At 75.7% G+C, this 20,402-nt stretch carries 20 protein-coding genes and 1 pseudogene; 13 read left to right on the top strand and 8 right to left on the bottom strand.

Translation table 11 applies throughout. The features are described from left to right. Nucleotides 1-33 precede the first annotated feature (33 nt). Entirely contained in the window at nt 34-846 is an 813-nt protein-coding gene (bioD, locus tag BS72_RS30880; RefSeq protein WP_078901774.1) for a dethiobiotin synthase, read from the top strand. Nucleotides 847-1,071: 225 nt separating this feature from the next. Here bioD and BS72_RS30875 read toward each other — a convergent pair whose 3' ends face one another. Beyond that, on the bottom strand, nt 1,072-1,443 hold the full coding sequence (locus BS72_RS30875; RefSeq protein WP_037915227.1) for a hypothetical protein: 372 nt from the start codon (nt 1,441-1,443) through the stop codon (nt 1,072-1,074). Then, entirely contained in the window at nt 1,440-1,763 is a 324-nt protein-coding gene (locus BS72_RS39010; RefSeq protein ID WP_232792589.1) for a hypothetical protein, read from the bottom strand. Before BS72_RS39010 ends, BS72_RS30875 begins: the two co-directional genes overlap by 4 nt. Before the next feature lie 172 nt (nt 1,764-1,935). Here BS72_RS39010 and BS72_RS30865 point away from each other — a divergent pair, with 172 nt between their 5' ends. From BS72_RS30865 to BS72_RS30850, 4 genes and pseudogenes are all read left to right on the top strand, one after another. Next, on the top strand, nt 1,936-2,424 hold the full coding sequence (locus BS72_RS30865; protein ID WP_078901773.1) for a GNAT family N-acetyltransferase: 489 nt from the start codon (nt 1,936-1,938) through the stop codon (nt 2,422-2,424). 214 nt (nt 2,425-2,638) lie between these two features. Next, nucleotides 2,639-3,940, top strand: a pseudogene (locus tag BS72_RS36905) (hemolysin family protein); the annotation flags it as partial. Between the two features lie 157 nt (nt 3,941-4,097). Beyond that, nucleotides 4,098-5,114 (top strand): hemolysin family protein, encoded by a 1,017-nt coding sequence (locus tag BS72_RS36900; RefSeq protein ID WP_037915223.1) that lies wholly within the window; start codon nt 4,098-4,100, stop codon nt 5,112-5,114. 112 nt (nt 5,115-5,226) lie between these two features. Next, complete coding sequence (locus tag BS72_RS30850; RefSeq protein WP_051951864.1) at nt 5,227-6,069, top strand: SGNH/GDSL hydrolase family protein; 843 nt, start codon at nt 5,227-5,229, stop codon at nt 6,067-6,069. A gap of 203 nt (nt 6,070-6,272) precedes the next feature. Here the strand turns inward: BS72_RS30850 and BS72_RS30845 are convergent, their stop codons facing one another. Then, the gene (locus tag BS72_RS30845; protein ID WP_037915221.1) at nt 6,273-6,554 is read right to left on the bottom strand and encodes a hypothetical protein; all 282 of its coding nucleotides are present in this window, start codon (nt 6,552-6,554) and stop codon (nt 6,273-6,275) included. A gap of 71 nt (nt 6,555-6,625) precedes the next feature. Between BS72_RS30845 and BS72_RS36895 the strand changes: the two genes are divergently transcribed. The 4 genes from BS72_RS36895 (at nt 6,626) to BS72_RS30830 (ending at nt 10,508) form a co-directional block, all read left to right on the top strand. Next, entirely contained in the window at nt 6,626-6,841 is a 216-nt protein-coding gene (locus BS72_RS36895; protein WP_157856368.1) for a hypothetical protein, read from the top strand. Between the two features lie 288 nt (nt 6,842-7,129). Then, a complete protein-coding gene (purB, locus tag BS72_RS30840) occupies nt 7,130-8,563 on the top strand; it encodes an adenylosuccinate lyase (RefSeq protein ID WP_037915218.1) in 1,434 nt (477 codons plus the stop codon). Next, a complete protein-coding gene (gene mug, locus BS72_RS30835) occupies nt 8,560-9,102 on the top strand; it encodes a G/U mismatch-specific DNA glycosylase (protein ID WP_078901952.1) in 543 nt (180 codons plus the stop codon). Before purB ends, mug begins: the two co-directional genes overlap by 4 nt. A gap of 248 nt (nt 9,103-9,350) precedes the next feature. Continuing rightward, nucleotides 9,351-10,508: an ROK family transcriptional regulator gene (locus BS72_RS30830; RefSeq protein ID WP_037915212.1), complete on the top strand. Its 1,158-nt coding sequence runs from the start codon at nt 9,351-9,353 to the stop codon at nt 10,506-10,508. A gap of 538 nt (nt 10,509-11,046) precedes the next feature. Here BS72_RS30830 and BS72_RS30825 read toward each other — a convergent pair. Beyond that, entirely contained in the window at nt 11,047-11,811 is a 765-nt protein-coding gene (locus BS72_RS30825; RefSeq protein ID WP_037915209.1) for a GntR family transcriptional regulator, read from the bottom strand. A gap of 390 nt (nt 11,812-12,201) precedes the next feature. Here BS72_RS30825 and BS72_RS30820 point away from each other — a divergent pair, with 390 nt between their 5' ends. Next, nucleotides 12,202-12,972: an SDR family oxidoreductase gene (locus BS72_RS30820; protein WP_037915206.1), complete on the top strand. Its 771-nt coding sequence runs from the start codon at nt 12,202-12,204 to the stop codon at nt 12,970-12,972. Between the two features lie 368 nt (nt 12,973-13,340). Next, entirely contained in the window at nt 13,341-14,804 is a 1,464-nt protein-coding gene (locus BS72_RS30815; RefSeq protein ID WP_037915202.1) for an NCS2 family permease, read from the top strand. A gap of 186 nt (nt 14,805-14,990) precedes the next feature. Here BS72_RS30815 and BS72_RS30810 read toward each other — a convergent pair whose 3' ends face one another. Beyond that, the gene (locus BS72_RS30810) at nt 14,991-15,674 is read right to left on the bottom strand and encodes a maleylpyruvate isomerase N-terminal domain-containing protein (protein ID WP_037915199.1); all 684 of its coding nucleotides are present in this window, start codon (nt 15,672-15,674) and stop codon (nt 14,991-14,993) included. Nucleotides 15,675-16,249: 575 nt separating this feature from the next. On the opposite strand from BS72_RS30810, the gene BS72_RS30805 reads away from it, so the two are divergent. Together BS72_RS30805 and BS72_RS30800 are read left to right on the top strand one after the other, a co-directional pair. Beyond that, a complete protein-coding gene (locus BS72_RS30805; protein WP_051951863.1) occupies nt 16,250-17,665 on the top strand; it encodes a GNAT family N-acetyltransferase in 1,416 nt (471 codons plus the stop codon). A gap of 408 nt (nt 17,666-18,073) precedes the next feature. Beyond that, the gene (locus BS72_RS30800) at nt 18,074-18,598 is read left to right on the top strand and encodes a GNAT family N-acetyltransferase (protein WP_037915197.1); all 525 of its coding nucleotides are present in this window, start codon (nt 18,074-18,076) and stop codon (nt 18,596-18,598) included. Nucleotides 18,599-19,039: 441 nt separating this feature from the next. Here the strand turns inward: BS72_RS30800 and BS72_RS30795 are convergent, their stop codons facing one another. Genes BS72_RS30795 through BS72_RS30785 form a run of 3 tightly spaced genes read right to left on the bottom strand, consistent with a single transcriptional unit; the run spans nt 19,040 to nt 20,108 of the window. After that, nucleotides 19,040-19,468: an SHOCT-like domain-containing protein gene (locus BS72_RS30795; RefSeq protein WP_037915194.1), complete on the bottom strand. Its 429-nt coding sequence runs from the start codon at nt 19,466-19,468 to the stop codon at nt 19,040-19,042. Between the two features lie 20 nt (nt 19,469-19,488). Next, a complete protein-coding gene (locus BS72_RS30790; RefSeq protein ID WP_232792588.1) occupies nt 19,489-19,698 on the bottom strand; it encodes a hypothetical protein in 210 nt (69 codons plus the stop codon). Between the two features lie 47 nt (nt 19,699-19,745). Next, complete coding sequence (locus tag BS72_RS30785) at nt 19,746-20,108, bottom strand: DUF2089 domain-containing protein (RefSeq protein ID WP_037915188.1); 363 nt, start codon at nt 20,106-20,108, stop codon at nt 19,746-19,748. Between the last annotated feature and the right edge of the window lie 294 nt (nt 20,109-20,402).

Below are 20,402 nucleotides of genomic sequence, written 5' to 3'. Positions count from 1 at the left end.
TGGTTTTTGGGAACGTGCGGGACGGAGACAGGTATGGCGATCGTCGTTGTGACCGGGACGGACACGGAGGTGGGCAAGACCGTGGCGACGGCCGCGGTGGCGGCCGCGTCCCTGGCCCAGGGGCTGAGCGTGGCGGTGCTCAAGCCGGCCCAGACGGGGGTGGCCGAGGAGGAGCCGGGGGACGCGGCCGAGGTGGCCCGGCTGGCCGGGGCGGTCACCGCGGTGGAGCTGGCCCGCTACCCCGAGCCGCTGGCACCGCAGCGGGCGGCCCGGCGTTCGGGCCGTGCCCCGGTGACGCCCGCCGAGGTGGCGGAGGCCGCGGCGAAGCTGTCGGCGGTGCACGACGTGGTGCTCGTGGAGGGCGCCGGCGGCCTGCTGGTGCGTTACGACGAGGAGGGCCACACGCTCGCCGACGCGGCCGCGCTGATGCGTGCCGGGGTCCTTCTGGTGGCGCGGGCGGGCCTGGGCACCCTCAACGCGACGGCGTTGACCGCCGAGGCGCTGCGGGCCCGGCGGCTGAACCTGCTGGGCCTGGTCGTCGGCTCCTGGCCCGGCACGCCCGACCTCGCCGAGCGCTGCAACGTCTCGGACCTCCCGGGCGCGGCGGGCGCTCCGCTGCTGGGCGCGCTGCCGCAGGGGGTGGGTGGCCTGGCACCCGAGGAGTTCCGCGCCGCGGCCCTGAACTGGCTCGCGCCGCAGCTCGGCGGCGTCTGGGACAGCGCGGCCTTCGCCCACGTGTACGCGCCGGCACCGCTGAACGGCGGGGCCGGCCGGAGCGCGGACGCCGCCCCCGGCCCGGAGCGGTCGGACGTCCCAGCCGGCGCCGGGACCGGACCCGCGGCGTAACGGCGCGGGCAGGAACCGGCCGGCGCAGGTCGACGCAGGTGGGAACCGGCCGGCGGGACCACCTGGGAGCCGTCGCTCACGGTCCCCGGCGGCTTCCGTCGTACGGACCGTGGCGGCTCCCCGTCCGGCCGGGCACCGCGGAGGACGTGCGCCGGGGTGCCCGGCCGGGCGGGGTCGAGGGCCGACGGCGGGGATCGGGGCCGGTGGACCGTTGGAGGGGTCGGGTCAGGAGGTCCAGGTGCGCAGTGCGGCGGCGATCTTCGGCAGGTCGGCGTGGTCCTCGCGGACCAGCCGGGCCAGGTCGCGGACCTGTTCGGGCGAGGTGGCCACCTTCAGGCCGTCGGCCACCAGGTAGGCGTACGCCACCGCGGTGGCGAAGAGCGCGTTGGCGCGCTCCAGGGCCGGCAGGTGCAGCAGGAGCTGAAGGAGCGCGGCGGCGCGCAGGTGCGGGTCGTCGTAGACGGGGCGGCCGAATATCTCGGCGCGGTGCCGCTCGACCGCGGCGACCAGCGCGCCCCAGTCGGTGACCTGGGGGTCCCCGGGCGTGTTGTGCTCGGCGACCATCAGCAGCCAGGCGAGGTCGATCCGGAGGGTCAACGCGGCTCGTCGCCTCCGAGGGAGCCGGCTGCGGCCGGCGTGTCGGGCACCGCGGCGGCCAGTGCGTCCGGTAGGGCGAGCGGGTCCGGCAGAGGTGCGCCCGGTCCGTGGACGGGGGCCTCCCCCTCGGCGAAGACCGCCTCGTAGCGCTTCATGAAGTCGGCGGCGGCCTGTACGAAGGCCCGCCCGGCCTCGCCCTCGTCCTGCCGGACGAGTTCCTCGATGTAGCGGTTCACGCTGATGCCGCGCTGCGAGGCGCGCTCCCGCGCGGTCTCCGCGGTGGCTTCGTCCACCCGCACGTTCAACTGGGTTTTCGCCATACCCTCACGCTAGCGCTCTGGCGCTAGTACCGGCAAGGGCATCCGCGGCGGCTCCCCGTCCGATGGGCCGTCCGGAGGTCGGCCCGCGTGGCACGCGGGAGCGGCGTGCTCCGCCGTCCCGCATCGCGGAATGCCCGGCAGCCGCCCGCGCCCCGCTGGTTGGCTGGCCCGTATGAGCGATCTGCCGCGCGACGGACACCACCACCACGCCACGCACGGCGGTCCCATCGCCGTAACGGGGGGTGAGGTACGCGTCCGCCCGGCCGGGCTCGACGACGCGCCCGCCGTACTGGCCTTCTGGCAGACGGCCGCCGAGGGCACCAGCATCTCCGACGACGAGGACGGCGTGGCCGCGCTGCTGCGGCGCGACCCGGAGGCCCTGCTGCTGGCCGAACGCGAGGGCGAGCTGGTCGGCACCGTGATCGCCGGGTTCGACGGCTGGCGGTGCCACCTGTACCGGCTGGCGGTGCTGCCGGCGGCGCGCCGCCAGGGCGTGGCCCGGGTACTGCTCAGGGCGGCCGAGGAGCGGTTCCTCGCCGTGGGCGGGCGGCGCGGCGACGCGATGGTGCTGGTGGAGAACGAGCTGGCGCAGCACGCCTGGCAGGCGGCGGGCTACGGGCCGGAGGAGCAGTGGCGGCGCTGGACGAAGCCGCTGGTCTGACGCCGGCGCCCGCGAGTCCGGGGGCTCACCGGACCGACGACCGCGGGCACGGCCGAACCACTGACGAACCACTGACACAGCACGACCGAACCACTGCCGATCCACGGCCGCGGCGACGCGCGCGGCTCTCCTGGCACACGGGCGGACACACAGGCGGACGCCCGCGCCATGCGTGCCGTCCGGGCCTGTCCGATCATGGGACCGAGGTGTTCCGATGACCGAAGCGCTCCTCGTGGCGGTGGCCGTGCTGCTCACCTTCGTCTGCGGCGTGTTCGTCGCGGCGGAGTTCTCGCTGACCACCGTCGAACGCGGCGAGGTGGAGCGGGCCGCGGAGAACGGCGAGCGGGGCGCGGCAGCGGTACTCGCGGGCGTGCGGTCGCTGACCGTGCAGCTGTCCGGCGCGCAGCTGGGCATCACGGTGACCGGGCTGGTCATCGGCATGCTCGCGCAGTCCTCGGTGGCCGGGGAGCTGCGCGGCCCGCTGCGGGCGGCCGGGGTGCCGGCGTCGGCGGTGTCCTCGCTGGCGCTGGTGCTGGGTACGGCGCTGTCCACGGTGGCGCTCATGGTGATCGGCGAGCTGGTGCCGAAGAACTGGGCGATCGCCCGGCCGCTGCCGGTGGCCAAGCGGGTGGCACCGCTCCAGCGCGCGTTCACGGCGGCGTTCGGCCCGCTGATCCACCATCTGAACAACACCGCCAACCGGGTGCTGCGCCGGATGGGCCTGGAGCCGGCCGAGGAGCTCGACTCCGCGCGCGGCCCGCAGGAGCTGCGGGCGCTGGCCCGGCACTCGGCTCGGGCCGGCACGCTGGAGGCGGACACCGCCGAGCTGTTCGTGCGCACCATCGGCCTGTCGGACCTGACGGCGCAGCACGTGATGACGCCGCGGGTGCAGGTGACCGCGCTGGAGGAGCAGGCGACGGCCGAGGACGTGGCCAACGCGGCGCGGGCCACCGGCCTGTCCCGGTTCCCGGTCTTCCGCGACACCCTCGACGCGGTCGTCGGCACCGTCCACATCAAGGACGTGCTCTCCGTTCCGGCCGGGCGGCGCGCCCGTACGGCGGTCACCACGCTGCTGCGCGAACCGCTGCTGGTGCCGCAGTCGCTGAGCGTGGACCGGCTGCTGGACCGTTTCACCAGCCGCACGTCGATGGCGGTGGTGATCGACGAGTACGGCGGCACCGCGGGGGTGGTCACGCTGGAGGACATCGTGGAGGAGGTCGTCGGCGAGGTCCGCGACGAGCACGACCCGCAGGAGCTGCCCGACCTGCTCTTCCTCCACGAGGACCCGGACGGCCGCCGCACCTACGACGCCGACGGCGCGGCTCGCACCGAGGACCGGCTGGAGCGGATCGGCCTGCGCGCCCCCGAGGGCCCGTACGAGACGCTGGCCGGTCTGATCGCGCACCGGCTGGGCCGTATCCCGCGCCGCGGCGACGTCGCCGTGGTGGGCGGCTGGCGGATGGAGGTCACCGACGCCTCCGGCCACCGCGCGGCGCGGGTGCTGCTGGTGTCGCCGCCGTACGACACGGGCGCGCGGCGGACGACGGCCGGGGCGGACCCGCGGCCGGCGCCGCCGTCCCCTGAGGCGCGCGGCGCCGCCCGGCACGGACGGGGGCGGCGGAGCGGCGGCCGGGGCGGGGCGCGGGGAGCGGGAGCGGGAGCGGGAGCGGCCGGTGATCTTCGTCCAGCTGCTGGTCGGGCTGCTCACCCTGGTGGCCAACGCGTTCTTCGTCGGCGCCGAGTTCGCGCTGGTGTCGGTGCGGCGGGCCCAGATCGAGCCGCGCGCGGAGCGCGGCGACCGGCGCGCGGCCCGGGTGCTGTGGGCGCTGGAGCACGTCTCGGTGATGCTGGCCGCCGCCCAGCTGGGCGTGACCGCCTCCACGCTGGTCCTGGGCATCGTGGCCGAACCGGCCATCTCGCACCTGCTGGAGCCGCTCTTCCACGCGCTGAGCGTGCCGCAGGGCACGGTGCACGTCGTGTCGTTCGCCCTCGCGCTGGCCCTGGCGACCTACCTGCACATGCTCTTCGGCGAGATGGTGCCCAAGAACGTGGCGCTGGCCGACCCGGTGCGCGCGGCGCTGCTGCTGGGCCCGCCGCTGGTGGCGGTGGCCCGGGTGCTGCGGCCGCTGATCGCCGGGGTGAACGGGTTGGCCAACGCCGGGCTGCGGCTGGTGCGGGTGGAGCCGCAGGACGAGGTGGGGGCGGTCTTCTCCGACGCGGAGCTGTCCCGGATGGTGGTGGACGCCGGAGCGGCGGGGCTGCTGGACGAACGGGCCGCCGAACGGCTGCGGGACGCGCTGGCGCTGGGCCGCCGGCCGGTCGGCGAGGTGCTGCTGCCGCCGGACCGGGTGCTGCCCGCGCGGCTGGGGGTGACCGCCGAGGGCCTGGAGCGGCTGGCGGCGGAGTCCGGCTTCTCCCGCTTCCCGGTGGCCGACGACGACGGGCGGGTTCTGGGCTACCTCCACGTCAAGGACGCGCTGGACGCCGAGCAGCGGAGCGCGCCGATCCCCCGTTCGGCGCTGCGCCCCATCCCCCGGGTCGGCGCGGCCACCCCGCTGGACGACGTGCTCACCGCGATGCGGGCCGCGCGCGCCCACATGGCGGCCGTGGTGGACGGGGAGGGGAGCTGGGTGGGCCTGGTGACGATGCAGGACGTGCTGAAGGAGCTGGTCGGCCGGGGCCGCGGCTGAACCGGGAGGTCCCGCCGGCTCCCGTGCGCGGCGTCCTCGTACCGGCTCCCTGGGCGCCGGCGGCCCGGCGGGCGGGACCGGCCGCCGGGCGTTCGCATAGGATCGGCGCGCCATGCAGACACCGCCGCCGCGCTCCAGCGCCCCCGCCGTCTCCGCCGTCCCGGGCTTCGCCAGCTTCGTCGCCCTGGGCGACTCGTTCACCGAGGGCATGTCCGACCGGCTCCCCGACGGCTCCTACCGGGGCTGGGCGGACCTGCTCGCGGGGCGGCTGGCCGCGGGCACGCCCGGCTTCCGGTACGCGAACCTCGCGGTGCGCGGGAAGCTGATCCGGCAGATCGCCGACGAGCAGGTGGACGCGGCGGTGGCCATGCGCCCCGACCTCGTCACACTGGTCGGCGGCCTCAACGACGTGCTGCGCCCGGGGTGCGACGTGGAGGCGGTGTGCGCGCTGCTGTCCTCCTGCGTGGAGCGGCTGGCCCCCGCCTGCGGGCAGCTGGTGCTGATGCGCAGCCCGATCCGCCGCGGTCCGGTCGCCACCCGCGTGATGCCGCGGATCGACCGCCTCTTCGCCGAAGTCGCGGCGGCAGCCGAGCGGCACGGCGCGGTCGTGGTGGACCTGTACGGCGCGGAGGTGCTGGGCGACCGCCGGATGTGGGCGGACGACCGGCTGCACCTGACGGACGACGGCCACACGCGCGTGGCCGAGGCGGTGTGGCAGGCCCTCGGCGGCCCGGCCGAGTCCCCTTGGCTGGACCCGCTGCCGCCCGCCGTGCGCGCCGGCTGGGCCGCCCGCCGCACCGCCGACCTGCGCTTCGCCCGCCACCACCTGCTGCCGTGGATCGGCCGCCGGCTGACCGGCCGCTCCAGCGGCGACGGCCTGCCGCCCAAGCGCCCCGAGCTGCTCCCCTACGCTGACGCGCCCGGCGCCCCGGCCCCCGCCGAAACGCCGTCGTAGCGCCGGCGGGAGGTGACGGAAGTCGGCGGGCACCGAGCCGCGCGGCAGCGAGGCGACGACACGTCACATACCTTGCGCTAGCACCTTGTTGAAGCTGACCTCCCCGCCGCCACCGGCCCCGCACCGCCGGCCGCACCGGCATCGCCGCCGGACGCGGCCGATCACCCTCGCGGCGGGCGAAGGCGATCGGCGCGGTCCTGGTCTCAGGCGGAGACGCCCGTTTCCGCCGGTTGCTCCGCGCCGGTCGCACCGTGCGTGGGGGTGGAGCCGGGGCCGCGGAGGGTGAGGGCGATCGCGACGCCGAGGAGGGTGAGGGCGGCGGCGGTGTATCCCGCGGTGTGCAGGCCGGGGACGAGGTCCGGGCCGGTGGTGGTGTGGACACCGGCGTTGGCGATGGCGACAAGGACCGCAAGGCCCACGGCGGAGCCGATCGCGTGCGGGTGCTCGCGGACGCGGTGGCGCTCCCGCTGTAGCGGCTGCGGCAAGTGGCACTTCGGCTTGACGGCTGGTCAAAGTGCCATCGAGCCACACCCCGCCTTATCCTTACGGTCAGTGAATGACCGATCACGATTCGGAAGACGCGCGGCCCGACACCACGCCGCCCGAGCGGCCCGGCCATCCGGGGCTCACCATCCGCGTCTACCGGGTGGACCAGGCGACCCGTGAGCGGAGGGACGTCGGCCCGGCGCAGCGGCTGGGACCCGCCCGCTCCCCGGTGTTCACGATGGCGTGGCCGCCGTGTGCCTGTCCACTCTGCCGGAGCTGCCCGTGACGGACGCCGCCGGACGCCGCCGGACAGCTCGAACGCCGCCGGACGCCGCCGGACAGTGTCGGACAGTGTCGGACAGGGGCAGCCGGTGCGGGTGGCGCCGTCCGTGCGGGGCGCCGACGCTCCGCCCGGAGGCCGCGTGCCAGTCGTGGGAGCCGCCCGGCGCGGCCGGCGGGTCACGCCCGTCCGGCGGGCGGTGCGGCGCGGAATGGGTCGGCCGCCACTGACCAGGGCTTTCCCGGACGCTGCGGGAGCCGCGACGGGTACGGGCGGCGGGTAAACTCTCGTCTCGTGACTGCCAAGCCCCGCATCCCCAACGTCCTTGCCGGCCGCTACGCGTCGCCGGAGCTCGCCGACCTGTGGTCCCCCGAGCGGAAGGTGGTGCTGGAGCGGCGGCTGTGGCTGGCCGTGCTGCGCGCCCAGCGCGACCTCGGCATCGAGGTGCCCGAGGGCGCCGTCGAGGACTACGAGCGGGTGCTGGAGCAGGTCGACCTCGGCTCCATCGCGGAGCGGGAGCGGGTCACCCGGCACGACGTGAAGGCGCGTATCGAGGAGTTCAACGCGCTGGCCGGCCACGAGCAGGTCCACAAGGGCATGACCTCGCGCGACCTGACCGAGAACGTGGAGCAGCTCCAGATCCGGCTCTCCCTCGAACTCGCGCGCGACCGCACCGTCGCCGTCCTGGCCCGCCTCGGGCAGTTGGCCGCCCAGTACGGCGAGCTGGTGATGACCGGCCGGTCGCACAACGTGGCCGCGCAGACGACCACCCTCGGCAAGCGGTTCGCCACCGCCGCCGACGAGCTGCTGGTGGCCTTCGGCCGGCTGGAGGCGCTGCTGGAGCGCTACCCGCTGCGCGGGATCAAGGGCCCGGTCGGCACCGCCCAGGACATGCTGGACCTGCTCGGCGGCGACGCCGGGCGGCTGGCGGAGCTGGAGCAGCGGGTCGCCGACCACCTGGGCTTCGCCCGGGCGTTCACCTCCGTCGGCCAGGTCTACCCGCGCTCGCTGGACTACGAGGCCGTGACCGCGCTGGTGCAGCTGGCGGCGGCGCCGTCCTCGCTGGCGAAGACGATCCGGCTGATGGCCGGCCACGAGCTGGTCACCGAGGGCTTCAAGCCGGGCCAGGTCGGCTCCTCGGCGATGCCGCACAAGATGAACACCCGCTCGTGCGAGCGCGTCAACGGCCTGATGGTGGTGCTGCGCGGCTACGCCTCGATGACCGGCGAGCTGGCCGGCGACCAGTGGAACGAGGGCGACGTGTCCTGCTCGGTGGTGCGCAGGGTCGCGCTGCCGGACGCGTTCTTCGCCTTCGACGGGCTGCTGGAGACGTTCCTGACGGTGCTCGACGAGTTCGGCGCGTTCCCCGCCGTGGTGGCCCGCGAGCTCGACCGCTACCTGCCGTTCCTGGCCACCACGAAGGTGCTGATGGGCGCGGTGCGGGCGGGTGTCGGCCGGGAGGTCGCCCACGAGGCGATCAAGGAGCACGCGGTGGCCTCCGCGCTGGCCATGCGCGAGCTCGGCACCGAGCGCAACGAGCTGCTCGACCGGCTGGCCGCCGACGAGCGCATCCCGCTGGACCGGCCCGCCCTCGACGACCTGATGGCCGACCGGCTGTCGTTCACCGGCGCCGCCGCCGGCCAGGTCGCCGAGGTGGTCCGGCGGGTCGAGGACGTCGTCAAGGCGCACCCCGACGCGGCCGGATACCGGCCGGGGGCGATCCTCTGACACCCGAGGAGCTGGCGCGGGCCCGGGAGCTGACCCTGCCGGACCTCGTCCGGCCGGGGCTGCGGGTGCTGTTCTGCGGCATCAACCCGGGCCTGATGTCCGCGTTGCGGGGCCACCACTTCGCCCGCCCCGGCAACAGGTTCTGGCCTGCCCTGCACGCCTCCGGGTTCACCCCGCGCCGGTTCCGGCCCGACGAGCAGGAGCAGGTGCTGGAGCTGGGCCTCGGCATCACCAACGTCGCGGGCCGGGCCACCGCCCGGGCCGACGAGCTGACCGCCGAGGAGCTGGTGGCCGGCGGGCGGCGGCTGGTGGCGAAGGTCGAGGAGTACCGGCCGGACTGGCTGGCGGTCCTCGGCGTGACCGCGTTCCGCACGGCGTTCGGTGAGCGCGGCGCCCGGGTCGGCCCGCAGCCTGGTGCCTTCGGCGGCACCCGGGTGTGGGTGCTGCCGAGCCCGAGCGGCCTCAACGCGCACTGGACGCCGGCGGCACTGGCGCAGGAGTTCGCCCGGCTGCGGGAGGCGTCGGCCCTGGCCGCGTAGGGGCCGCGGGCCGGACGGCGCGGGAGGGCAGTCCGGCCGGCGGTCCGGAACCCGCCGCACGCACGCCCCGTCGGCGTTCCGGATCGGCCCGGCGTCCCGGCGGCGTCCGCGCCGGCGGTCCGCGCGCCGGCGGCGGGCATGGTACGGGGTGAACCAAGGGCAACAGGAACGGAACCGGGCGGCACTCGCCGCGGGCCCTTGCGGCGGGTACGATCCGCCACACACAGGCACAGTCTGGGAGGACAACCTTGGGGCGCCTCACCGGCGGGGACCCGTCCCTGCTCCGGCGGATCAACTCCGCGGTCGTCCTGCACGCGCTGCGCGGCGCCCAGACGCCGTCGCTCACGGAGCTGGTGCAGTCCACCGGGCTGTCGCGGCCCACGGTCGAAGGGGTCATCGAGGGCCTCAGCGACTCCGGCCTCGTCGTCGAGGCGGCGGCCGACCCCGGCGACAGCCGTCGGCAGGGGCGGCCCGCGCGCAGGTTCCGCTTCCACGCCGAGGCGGGGCACCTGCTGGGCATCGAGATCGGCTCGCACCAGGTGCGGGTGGTCATCTCCGACCTCAGCGGGCAGGTGTTCGGCTCGCTGGGCCACGAGGTGGCCGAGGACGCCGGCGCCGACGACCGGATCGACCGCGTCCGCACCACCGTCGCCGACCTGCTGCGCCGCTCCGGCGTGGCCCGCAGCACCCTGTGGGCGGTCGGAGTGGGCAGCCCGGGCATCGTGGCCGCCGGCGGCGAGGTACGGCTCGGCACGGCGCTGCCGGGCTGGACGGGGCTGCCGCTGGGCGAGCGGCTGCAGCGGTCGTTCCGATGTCCCGTCCTGGTGGAGAACGACGCGAACGTCGCCGCCGTCGCCGAGCACTGGAAGGGCGCCGCGGTCGGCACGGACGACGTGGTCTTCGTCCTGGCGGGGCTGAGTCCCGGCGCGGGCTCGCTGATCGGCGGGCGGCTGCACCGGGGGTTCGGGGGCGCGGCCGGCGAGATCGGGGCGCTGCACCTGCTGGGCCGCGAGGTCACCCCCGAGCACCTGCTCTCCACGACGGGCAAGCCGCTGCACCCGCTGGACGAGCCCGCGGTGGCCCGGGTGTTCGCCCTGGCCCGGGAGGGCGACGTCCAGGCCAAGGACGCGATGGAGCGGTTCATCCAGCGGTTGGTGCACGACGTGGCCGCGCTGGTGCTGGCGATCGACCCGGAGCTGGTGGTGATCGGCGGCTGGGCGGCAGGGCTCGACGGGGTGCTGGAGCCGATGAAGGCGGAGCTGGCCCGCTACTGCCTGCGCCCGCCGAACGTGGTGCTCTCGGCGCTCGGGCGCGAGGCCATCGCCACGGGGGCGCTGCGGCTGGCGCTGGACCACGTGGAGGAGCAGCTGTTCGCCGTCGAGCAGACGGCGCTGGCCCGCTACTGAGCCCCGGTCGTACGGCGGCTGGGCCCGCGGGCCTGCGACGGAGCCGCCGAGCGGCCGTCGGGTCCCACCGGTCCGCCGCCGGGTCGCCCCCGGCCACCGGCCGTCGGGCCCGCCCCAGCCGGGCCGGTAGCGCTGTCGGAGTGCGGGTGGGCCGGCGCGAGCGGGGGCGGCGTCCTGGCCGGCCGCCTGGAAGGCCCTGACACGGGACGCCGCACCTCGCACCACGCCGGGCCGGCCCGATCGGGGGGCGGCCGACGCGGCACCTGGCCCGAAAGCGGGAAGCCGGGGCGCCGTACCTCGGGTACGGCACCCCGGCGGCGCCCGACAGCCGGGAGGGGGTTCGGCCGGCGGGGCGTCAGGGGCGGTGCGGGCGGCTCCGGACACGCGGACGGGCGGCGGGCGCGTTCGGCGGCCACGCGCCGAACCGGCGTCGGGCGGACACCGGGTGGAGCAGGCGCCGGGTGAAGCGGACACCGGGTGGAAGGGGCAGAAGACCGGATCGGAAGGGCCGGACCAGAGGGTCCGGCCCTACTGCGGGTCAGGACGCCGCGCGGTCCTCGTCGGGCTCCTGGTGCAGGACCTCCAGGGTGCCGGAGTCGCCGAAGGTGAGCCGGCAGGTGTCGGCCCGGTAGGTGGCGACGGAAACGGCGGCGACCCGGCCGCCGGCGAAGTACCGCGTGGTGACGACGAGGACGGGCGCTCCGGGCAGCCGGTCGAGCTGCCGCGCGTCCTCCGCGCGGGCGGAGCCGAGCTCCACGGAGCGGTCCTCGCTCTCCAGCGCCAGGGCGTGCAGCTCGCGCAGCACGGCCGGGGCGTGGTCGGCGGGGCTGAGCATGCCGGACAGGTCCGGCACGGAGCCGGCCGGCACGTACAGCAGCTCGGTGGCGATCTGCTGGCCCTGGATGACGCGCTGCCGCCGGACGGTGTGCACCGGCTCGTCGGAGCCGGTGCCGAGCACCGACGCGATCTGCGCGGGCGCGACGGCCTCGGCGCAGCCGACGGTGGCCCAGGCGTCGCGGCCGGCGCCGGGCCAGGTGTGCGCGGACGGGCCGACCGGGACCCCGATGCGGGGCGGGGCGACGGTGGTGCCGACACCACGGCGGCGCTGGAGGCGCCCTTCGAGTTCGAGCTGCTCCAGCGCCTGGCGCAGGGTGGCCCGCGCGACGCCGAAGCGGGCGGCCAGGTCCCGCTCGTTGGGCAGGATCTCGCCGACCTCGAACTCCGAGTCCAGGGCGTCGTTCAGCACGGTCTTCAGGTGCCAGTACTTCGGCTCCTGCGCCGCTTCGAGCTGCGTGGTCCCCACCCTGTCCTCGCAATCGACGGGGCCCGCGCGGCGGTACCGCGCGCGGGCCTTCGTTGGCCGTTCCGGGCCGTCCCGACCCGGTCGGGCGCTGGTGCGCCCGCTTCTTCCCGCTGTGCCCGGCCGAGCCTTGTAGAGGTCCGCCGCGCCTTGTGGAGCCTTGTTTCAGAACCCCTGTTTATTAAAGGTCCTTTCACTACGAGGACGATAGAGGCGTGGCGCGAGCTTGGTCAAGACCAATCCGCTCCCCCGGCGCGGCCTCCGGCCGGACCGGCGCCGCGCCTGCGGTAGCGTTCCCCGTTCGACAACGATCAGGTGATCGTCCAGAACGGTCGGAACGATCACATGGACGATCAGGCGGGTCCCGTCGGGACCGGAGCTGGGGGTGGACAGGTGGAAGCGGAGGCCGGACAGGAGCAGGCCCGGGTCACGGTGGTCACGGGAGGCGGCCGGGGCATCGGCGCGGCCGTGGCGTCGCGGCTGGCCGCGGAGGGGCACGCGGTCGCGATCGGCTACGAGAAGGCCCGGGACGCGGCGGAGTCGGTGGCCGCCGCGATCCGGAAGGCGGGCGGGAGCTGCCTGGTCCACCAGGTCGACACCAGCGACGAGCAGCAGGTGGACGCCCTCTTCGCCGCGGTGCGCGCGGAACTCGGCCAGGTCACCGGGCTGGTCAACAACGCCGGCATCACCGGCCCGTTGGGACGGTTCGCCGAGACGCCGGTGGACGTGATGCGGCGGGTCGTCGACGTCAACGTGATGGGCGCGCTGATGGTCGCGCGCCGGGCGGTGCTGGAGATGTCCACCCGCTACGGCGGCGCGGGCGGCGCCATCGTCAACGTCTCCTCCGGCGGTGCGACGCTGGGCAGCCCGGGCGAGTACGTGCACTACGCGGCGAGCAAGGCGGCGGTGGACACGATGACGCTGGGCCTGTCCAAGGAGCTGGCCGCGGAGGGCATCCGGGTCAACTCCGTGCAGCCGGGGATGATCGTGACCGACATCCACGCGGCGATGGGCGACCCGGAGCGGCCGTTCAAGGCGGGGGGCCGCATCCCCATGGGGCGGCCGGGCTACCCGGAGGAGGTCGCGGGCGCGGTGGCGTGGCTGCTGTCGCCGGACGCCTCGTACACCTCCGGCACGGTGCTGCGGGTGGCCGGCGGCCTGTGACGGGCGAGGCGGGGGCGCCGGCGCCGGCCGACACGGAGGGGCGCACGAGGGTTGACCTGAACATGGCTGAAACCCGACGGTGGTACGGGCCGCGGCGCAGACCGTAACGCCGGGGAAACCCGCGCGCGCCCGCCCGAGGGCACAATCCGTGTCCCCCGGCGCCGAACCGTCCGCCCGCGAACGGCCGGCGCCGTCCGTTTCCGCCGGCTCCGGCCGGCGCCGGCCTTCCGGGTTCCCTTCCGCACCGCGGGCTCCGCACCCGCCGCAGGCCCCGGCGGCCCGGCTCCCGGGGCCTGCGGGGCCGGGGCGGGGCATGTCCGGGTCGGGCGCCGTCGGCGGCCGCGGGTCCGAACCTCCCGAGGAGCGCCATGCCCGGTCCTGTCACCGACACCCCGCGGCCCGAAGCCGACTCCCCTCCGCCGCCCGGCGGCCCGTTGGAACGCTGGTTCCGGATAGCCGAGCGGGGGTCCACCCCGGGCCGGGAGGTGCGCGGCGGGCTGGCCACGTTCTTCACCATGGCCTACATCCTCGTGCTCAACCCGATCATCCTGGGCAGCGCGACGGACAAGTTCCACCACCACCTGGCGCCGGACCAGTTGCTGACCGCGACCGCGCTGGTGGCCGCCGTGATGACGGCGATCATGGGCGTGGGCGGCAACCTGCCGCTCGCGGTGGCGGCCGGGCTCGGCCTCAACGCCGTCGTCGCCTTCCAGCTGGCGCCGAGGATGAGCTGGCCGGACGCGATGGGCCTGGTCGTCCTGGAGGGCCTGCTGATCTGCGTGCTGGTGGCCACCGGGCTGCGGCAGGCGATCATGGAGGCGATCCCGGTACCGATCAAGCACGCTATAGGTGCCGGCATCGGTATGTTCATCGCGTTCATCGGACTGGTGGACGCCGGCTTCGCCAGCCGGGTCCCGGACGCCGCCGGCACCACCACGCCGGTGCAGCTGGGCGGTTCGGGGTCGCTGACGGGCTGGCCGGTGCTGGTGTTCTGCGCGGGCGTGCTGCTGACGGTGGCCCTGGTGGCGCGGCGGGTCAAGGGCGCGATCCTGATCAGCATCGTCACGATGACGGTGGTGGCGATCGTGGTCGACGCCGTCGCGGACGTCCCCGCCGCGGCCTGGGGCCTGACAGTGCCGAAGGTGCCGCACAAGGTGGTGGCCGGCCCCGACTTCGGCCTGCTCGGCCACTTCAGCCTGTTCGGCGGCTTCCGCGAGGCGGGCGTGGTGACCGCGGTGCTGTTCGTCTTCACGCTGGTGCTGTCGGACTTCTTCGACGCCATGGGCACGATCGTGGGCGTCTCCAGCGAGGCCGGGCTGCTGGACGCGAAGGGCCGGGTACCGAACATCGGCCGGGTGCTGTTCATCGACGGCGCCGCGGCCGTGGCGGGCGGGGCGGCGTCCTGCTCCTCCAACACCGCCTACGTGGAGTCGGCCGCGGGTGTCGGCGAGGGGGCCCGTACGGGGCTGGCGAGCGTGGTGACGGGCGCGATGTTCGCGGTGGCGCTGTTCCTGTCCCCGCTGGCCGGGGTGGTGCCCTCGCAGGCGGCGGCGCCGGCGCTGGTCGCGGTGGGCTTCCTGCTCATCGCGCAGGTGCGGCTGATCGACTGGACCAGCTACGACACGGCGATCCCGGCGTTCCTGACCATCGCGGTGATGCCCTTCACCTACAGCATCACCAACGGGATCGGCGCGGGCCTCCTGTCCTTCGTGGCGATCAGGCTGGTGCTGGGCGAGTGGCGGCGGATCCATCCGCTGGTGGCGGTGGTGTCGGTCTTCTTCCTGGCGTACTTCGCCATCCACCCGCTCCAGCAGGCGCTCGGCGCGAACTGACCGCCGATCGGGCCGCCGGCCCCCGGTCCGAGCGGGCCGTCCACCGGCACGCCGCCGCCCGGGGTGCCGCCGGCGCCTCCACCGCGTGGCCGGGTCCCGCGAGACGGGCCCCGGCCGCGGGTGTCCCCCGGCCCGGGACGCGGTGGCGGAGGGATCGAGGAAGGGCGTCGCGGCCGAGCGCGGGCGTCAGCCCAGGGCGAGCCATCGGATGCCGAGCTCCTCGATCCGTGCGGCCTCGGCCGCGTCCAGCGGCTCGCGGCCGGTGGCCTTGCGCAGGAACCGCGGCCGGCTCCAGCCCAGCGTGTCGGCGGCCGCCGTCCGCTCCGCGCCGAGAAGCAACGCCAGTACGGCGTCCCCGGCCGCCGGGGTGAGCCACGGTTCACGTCCGAGCGCGTCGGCCAGGTCCAGGCCGTGGACGGCGACCTCCACGACTCGGGTGAGCAGGAACTCCGACAGGAGCATGGCATCGCCATGACGCGTCCGTACGGTGCGGCCGGCCGGCTGGGCCCGGCAGAGCCGGTCGGCCCGCCGCCAGACCGCGGCGAAGTCGTCGGCGAACGCGGTACCGCCGGCCGACTCCGCCGCCCGCTCCTGGGCCAGGGCGATCCGGGCGCTGTCGGTCCGGGGGGAGAAGCGGTCGTCCGGGCGGTAGTACCGCGCCGCGGAGATGGCGGCCCCGTCCGGCGCCGGCGCGTCCAGCATCCCCGGAAGCCGGTCGATCGCGACGCAGACGTGGCCGAGCAGGTCACGTACCGTCCACGGCGTGCAGCGTGTCGGGAGGTCCCACTCAGCCTCGGACAGCCCTGACACGGCATCCGTGAGCGCCTCGGCCTCCTGGCGCAGCGCTTCGAGTACCCGGTCCTCACCCATGCCGGCGACGCTACCAACCGGGCAGGTCCGGTCGCCCGGGGCGGCCGCGTTCCCGCGACTCGCCGTGGGCTCCCCGATGTGCCGCGCCGAGAGCGGGCCCATGCGTAGTGCCCCGCGAGGAGCGCGGGGCAGCTCCGACCGGGACGGGGGCGCCCGGCCGGAGCCGTTGGCCGGGCCGGTGCGCCACCGGCCCGTACCACCACAACTACCGGGCCACCGGCGGAGTTCCCCGCTCCTGCCTGCATGCGGCGTACTTTTCGTACCGGCGGGCGGGGAACGGGTTGGGCCGCCGGACCGGGACACCGCCGGGACATCGGCCACCGCCGGGCTGCGGACGGGCCGACCGGCGGAACGGCAGACCGGCGGAACGGCTGCCGTGCCGCGCGGCGGGGCGTAGGCTGTCCGGGCGCCGACGGACCGCGGCGGGTGGCTCCCGGACGGGCGGCACCCGGCGGGTGGGGCACCGGACGGGCGGCGGCGGCTGCCGAATGCCCGCCGACCCGGACAATCACTCCTTTACCCGGCTGACACGGGGAATTCGTGATCGCGCAACACGGCTTCGGCACAGTAGCCGTATGCCGGATTCGACCCCTCCCTCCCCTTCCGCGCCGCGCCGCCACTGGGGCCGTGAACTCGTGGAGGTCGCCGCGGTCTTCGCCGCGATGGCCGCCGCGGACTGTGTGGCCGACCTGGTGGACCACGGCCCCGACGGGCGGGTGCTGCTCGCCACCTCCGCCGCGGCCCTGCTGATGGCGGCCGCCTTCCACGTCGGGTGGGCGCGCTGGACCCGGCACCGGGCCCGGGCGGCCGCGCCCGCGGTCAAGGCGGCCGTCGGCAAGGCCGCCGCCGAGCCCGAGCGGGAGCCCGCGCTGTGGCGGCTGCGCACCACGGTCCGCGACGCGCCCGGCAGCCTCGGCCGGGTCTCCACGGCGCTGGCGGCCGGCCGCGTCGACATCATCACCCTCCAGACGCACCCGCTCGCCGATGGCACCGTGGACGAGTTCCTGCTGCGGGCCCCCGCCGGCCTCACGCCGGCCGCGCTGGTGCTCACCGTGGACGAGGCCGGCGGCACCGACACCTGGCTGGAGCGGGCCGACGCGCACGACCTGGTCGACGCCCCGACCCGGATGCTCACCCTGGCGACCCGCACCGCGCTGGACCCGGCCGAGCTGCCGCTGGCGCTGCGCCAGTTGCTGGGCCGCTGCACCATCCTCACCTCGCCCGCCGGGCACGGCGCGGAGGCCGCCGCGGGCGCCGGGGGCCGGGGTCGCGAAGGCTCGGACGCCGCCCGGCCGACCGTGATGCGGCTGCCCGATCCGTCCGGCGGCACCATCACCGTCCGCCGCGAGCACCTGCCGTTCACCCCCACGGAGTTCGCCCGGGCCCGCGCCCTGGTGGAGCTCGACGCGCGGCTCGGGGTGCGGCTGCCGCGCGGCCGGGAGGTCCTGGCCCTGCCCGAGGGCTACGAGGTGGGCGTCCGCCCGGCCGGTCCCGCCGACCACGCGGCCGCGCTGGCCATGCACGGCCGCTGCTCGGCCGACAGCCTGGCGATGCGCTACCACGGCCCCGTCGGCGACGCCGACCGCTACGTCTCGCACCTGCTCAACCCGCGCTTCGGCCAGTCCCTGGGGGTGCGCACCCCCTCCGGACGGCTGGTGGCCCTGGGCCACCTCCTCTGGGACGGCTCGGACGGCGCCGGCAGCACGGAGAGCGAGGTCGCGCTGCTGGTCGAGGACGCGTGGCAGCACCGGGGCGTCGGCGGGCTGCTGCTGCGCAAGCTGGTGGAGATGGCCGCGGCGGCCGGACGGGAGAGCGTCTACGCGGTGACCCGCTCGACCAACACCGCCATGGTGGCCGCGATGCGGTCCCTCGACCTGCCGCTGGACTTCCAGGTCGAGGAGAGCACCCTGGTGATCACGGCGGCCCTTCCCGCGGCGGCCTCCGGCCGGCCCTCCGAACTGCCCTGGACCGCCGTCGAACGCCCGGCCTGACCCCGACCCGGCCCGACCCCGCCCCGGCTCGCTCTCCCGGGACCCGTCTCCTCCGCGCCGTCTCCCCGGAACCCGCGCCCGCGCGGCGCCTCCGGGGAGACGGCGCGCCGCCGCCGGTCCGCACCCCGCTCGGCCCGCTGCCCCGCGGGCCCCGACAGCCCGGCGGGCGGGGCGCCGAACCTCTCGTGCGGGTGGTGGGCGCGTCCCCGCGCGCGGCGCGGTGACGGGGCGGCCTCGTCGCCTGCGAGGTTCCCGACGCGGCCTGTGGACAACGGCCACCCGGACGGGCCCCGCTGGGCGTAGGGTTCCCGCAGCGGGACTCACCACCCGCCCGACGCCGTCCCGACAACCGCTCGCCGCTCCCCGTTCCGGCCCCCTTCCGCCGCCGCTCCAAGGAGTTTCCGCCCGATGACGCTGCACACCGCGTACGACGCCGGTCGGCTCGTCCTGACCGCCGGACGGGTGACCCTGCGCGAGCAGGGGCCCGAGGAGGCGGCGCAGCTGGCCGACGGCAAGCCGGCCGGGCTCACCTGGGTGGACGCCGTGCCGGGCGAGGGGACGATCAGCGCCGCCTCGATGACGGTGGCCGCGGCCGCCGCGGGTGTCTACCAGCCCGGGTGGGGGCTGTTCGCGATCCAGCGCACCGCGGACGGCACGGCGGTGGGCGGCGCGGGCTTCCACGGCCCGCCGGACCGCGGCGCGGTGGAGATCGGCTACGACCTCGCCCCCTCGGCACGCGGCGACGGCTGGGCCACCGACGCGGCCCGGGCCCTGTGCGTGTGGGCGCTGTCCCAGCCGCAGGTCGTCGTGGTGCTGGCCGCGACGGTGCCGGGCAACCGCGCCTCGCAGGCCGTCCTGGAACGCATCGGCTTCGAGCGGGTGTCCGACCGGGGCGAGCTGTGGGCGTACGAACTGACGGGCCTGCCTGTGTGACCGGTCCGGGAACCGGTGGGCGGAGGGCCTCCCGACCGCTCCCGACGCAGCCGGCCGGACCGCCGGGAGCGGGCGGGCCCGCGGTGTGCGGCCTCGGCACCCGGCGGGCACCGGCGCGGTGATCACCGGAGGCGCACGGGCGTCGGCCGACGGGGAGGCCGTCCGCGCCGAGGGCGGCCGGTGAGCGGTCCTTCGCCGTCGGCATCCGACATCGGCGCCGGCGCCGTCACGGAGCCCCGTGCGACCCGCCCGCGGTGAGTCCGTGATCCACCGCGGGCAGAAACTGGCGATCCGTCAGGATCGCACGCCCGGAACGGCACAGAACGGAACGGTGCAGGACGGAGCCGCAGGGAGCGGACCGCGACGAACGCTCGCCGCCGTACGCCGCCGCGTCGCCTCCACGCACCGGTCCGCCTGTTCACCGCCGGCCCCGCGGTGGTGCTACTCGCAGAACACCCGCACCATGGACTCGGGGTCGTCCACGTCGACGTGGACCTCGTCGAGCTGGTCGATCAACTCCTCAAGGTGCTGCGGCTTGAGCTCGGCGAGGTCGATCGGCACGCCCGACCTGCTCAGCTCCGCGTTGACCTTGGCGAGCGCCTGCGGCGGGACGAGGCTCGTGAGCCGGACCCCGGCGCGCAGCAGCTGAAGCGGCACCCGCACGTTGACCCGGCTCGGCCCGTCACCGGAGCTGTCCGTCGAATTCACCACCACACGCAGGTACTTGGGCCGGGACTTCGGGCCGGACGCCGTCCCCGGGGGCGTTTCCGACCGTCCTCGGTCGAGGGCGTCGATCAGCCGCACGGCCTCGTCCACGGTGATCCGGTCGTCGGCCAGCATCTGCAGGATCTGGCGGCGCTGCTCGTCCACGGTCGCTCTTCCTTCCTCACTCATCTGACGCTTACCAGTACGGCCGTTCGCCCCTGCTCGATCTCGATCCGGGTGCCGGGCAGTGCCCACAGCAGCCGCCCGACGCCGCGCAGCGCGCCCGTCGGGCTCACCCGGGTGGCGAGACAGGCGACCAGCCCGCCCAGCGCGGCGACCACCAGCAGTGGCGACAGCACCAGCAGGACCGGCAGGACGGGGATGTACAACCGCAACCGCTTTCCATCGGGACGACGATGACGGATCGTCACCAGCTGCGGGATCACCGGTACCCCTCCAGCTCGGCCAGCGCCTCCTGGGCGCTGATCTCCCCCTGTCGCAGACGGTCGACGATGTCGGCGGCGTCGGGCGCCGGGTCGGTGTCGACGAAGTCGAGCTGCTCGGCGATCCGTTTCAACCGGGACTTCACCGTCGGGTAGCTCACCCCGAAGGTCCGCTCCATCTCCTTGATCGAACCGTGCGACCTCACGAAGGCGGCGACGAACACCTGGTCGTCGGCGCCGAGTCGGGCCAGTTGCGGCGGCTCGAACTGCCCCTCGACCGCGATGCCGCTGCCCACAAGGCGGACCCGCTCGACGACGAACGGCTGTCCGCGCGTCAGGTCCGTGAGTTCCTGCCAGTCCACCCGGCGACTCCCCTGCTCTCGACTACGCGTCCACACATCCTTTGTACCTTGACTTCTCTGATCCCACAACGCACGATCCTTGATTTTATCAACCCGGACATCAATTTTTACGCCTGGTCCCTCGGCCCCTCGACCTCTACCTCGCGATCCGCCGGGTCCCCGAAGCGGGCGGCCGCGCGGCCGTCCCGGCCGCCACGCGATCCCGTGGCGCGTTCGCCGAAGGACCGGCGCGGGCGCCGCTCGTCCGCCTGGAACGCGATCGCACGGGGAGCACGACAAGCGGCCCGACGTAGG

The organism is Actinacidiphila yeochonensis CN732 (assembly GCF_000745345.1).
Classification (GTDB): domain Bacteria; phylum Actinomycetota; class Actinomycetes; order Streptomycetales; family Streptomycetaceae; genus Actinacidiphila; species Actinacidiphila yeochonensis.
This window is presented reverse-complemented; position numbering and strand designations above follow the sequence as displayed.